Source organism: Candidatus Nitrosarchaeum limnium BG20 (genome assembly GCF_000241145.1).
Classification (GTDB): domain Archaea; phylum Thermoproteota; class Nitrososphaeria; order Nitrososphaerales; family Nitrosopumilaceae; genus Nitrosarchaeum; species Nitrosarchaeum limnae.
The window spans coordinates 1-1,223 of sequence record NZ_AHJG01000296.1 but is presented as its reverse complement, the minus strand read 5'-3'; the positions used below and the strand labels follow the sequence as shown (position 1 = coordinate 1,223).

Here is a 1,223-nt window from a genome sequence, read left to right as displayed (position 1 = left end):
CAAATTCTACTGTTTCGTCTCTGAATACGACTGCTCCCGTGAGTGAATCAATTACACCAATCTGATCAATCTTTACCGTTTCATAATCTGGGTCAATCTCGTTTATTTTCATGGATACTCCTTCATCACTTTCACTACTTTCTCTTCTTCTTCAATCATGACATGTTCAAATTCCAACCTAAGATTATCGCATTTGAGTTGTTTTTCACTTTCACTCATTTTAGAAAATCGAATATCTCTAATTTCATTAACAATTGCTGAAATCTTTTCATTTGTTTCATACATTATCTCGTCAATCTTTTTCTGAGATTCAAGATTCATAATTCCTAAATGGCAGTTCTTTAGATTAGTGTTGTTCTGATTCCTATTTTTGATAATGATAGTCGTAAAATAATTACTTTGAAAAGGCTTTAATCAAAATGAAAACAAGTGAAAAATACCAACAGAAATTAGATCATTTAATCTCGGTTATGAAGAAATCTGGGTTTCTCAATGATAAGAAAATTGAATTGGCAATTAGAAATGCTCCTAGACATGAATTTGTACCTTCTTCATTAATAGAAAAAACATATGATGATTCTCCAATACAAATAATGAAAAATCAAACAATATCTCAACCTTCAGTTGTATCACGAATGACTGAATGGCTAGATGTCAAAGAGGGACAAAAAATTTTAGAAATAGGAAGTGGTTCTGGCTGGCAAACCGCGATTCTTGCATACTTGGTAGGACATGGTATTGTTTACTCTATTGAGCGACATGCAGAGCTTGCAGAATTTGCAAAAAAAAATCTTGACAAATTGGGAATCCACAACGTCAAAGTGATTTCAGGAGATGGCAGTTTTGGATTTCCCGAAGAATCCCCTTTTGATAGAATTATAATTACTGCAGCATGTAAAAAAATCCCAGACTCACTACTTGAACAATTATCTATTAATGGATTGTTAATTGCGCCTGTAGGGGGATATCCACAATCAATGATATTATTAAAAAAACACTGAGTGGAGTTGTAGAAATTAGAAATCAACCTGGCTATGTGTTTGTACCATTTTTAGACAAAAAAGGAGAAGATGTTTAGAATTAATCAACAACTAGTTGAAGAATTTAGCTTTAAAGAAACAAAGGCAATTTCAAATAATGATATCCTGCAGGTCTATGTTGAAGTATTAACTGAACATACAGTTGAAGACTGAGGTTATCTGTTTTATTTCGGAATTAGTTGA

3 protein-coding genes are annotated in these 1,223 nt (G+C 32.5%); 2 read left to right on the top strand and 1 reads right to left on the bottom strand.

Annotated elements, in window-relative coordinates; all coding sequences use genetic code 11:
• Positions 1-108 precede the first annotated feature (108 nt).
• Complete coding sequence (locus BG20_RS10675) at positions 109-321, bottom strand: hypothetical protein (protein ID WP_010195119.1); 213 nt, start codon at positions 319-321, stop codon at positions 109-111.
• A 149-nt stretch (positions 322-470) separates the two neighbouring features.
• Here BG20_RS10675 and BG20_RS10670 point away from each other — a divergent pair, with 149 nt between their 5' ends.
• Positions 471-1,001, top strand: coding sequence for a protein-L-isoaspartate(D-aspartate) O-methyltransferase (locus BG20_RS10670; RefSeq protein ID WP_238527615.1), 531 nt, complete (start codon positions 471-473; stop codon positions 999-1,001).
• 69 nt (positions 1,002-1,070) lie between these two features.
• The gene (locus BG20_RS13810) at positions 1,071-1,193 is read left to right on the top strand and encodes a hypothetical protein (RefSeq protein WP_256359102.1); all 123 of its coding nucleotides are present in this window, start codon (positions 1,071-1,073) and stop codon (positions 1,191-1,193) included.
• Positions 1,194-1,223: the final 30 nt, after the last annotated feature.

Coding starts and splice junctions, on each gene's coding strand:
- BG20_RS10675 (WP_010195119.1), bottom strand. CDS start 321: ATGAATCTTGAATCTCAGAAAAAGATTGACGAGATAATGTATGAAACA.
- BG20_RS10670 (WP_238527615.1), top strand. CDS start 471: ATGAAGAAATCTGGGTTTCTCAATGATAAGAAAATTGAATTGGCAATT.
- BG20_RS13810 (WP_256359102.1), top strand. CDS start 1,071: ATGTTTAGAATTAATCAACAACTAGTTGAAGAATTTAGCTTTAAAGAA.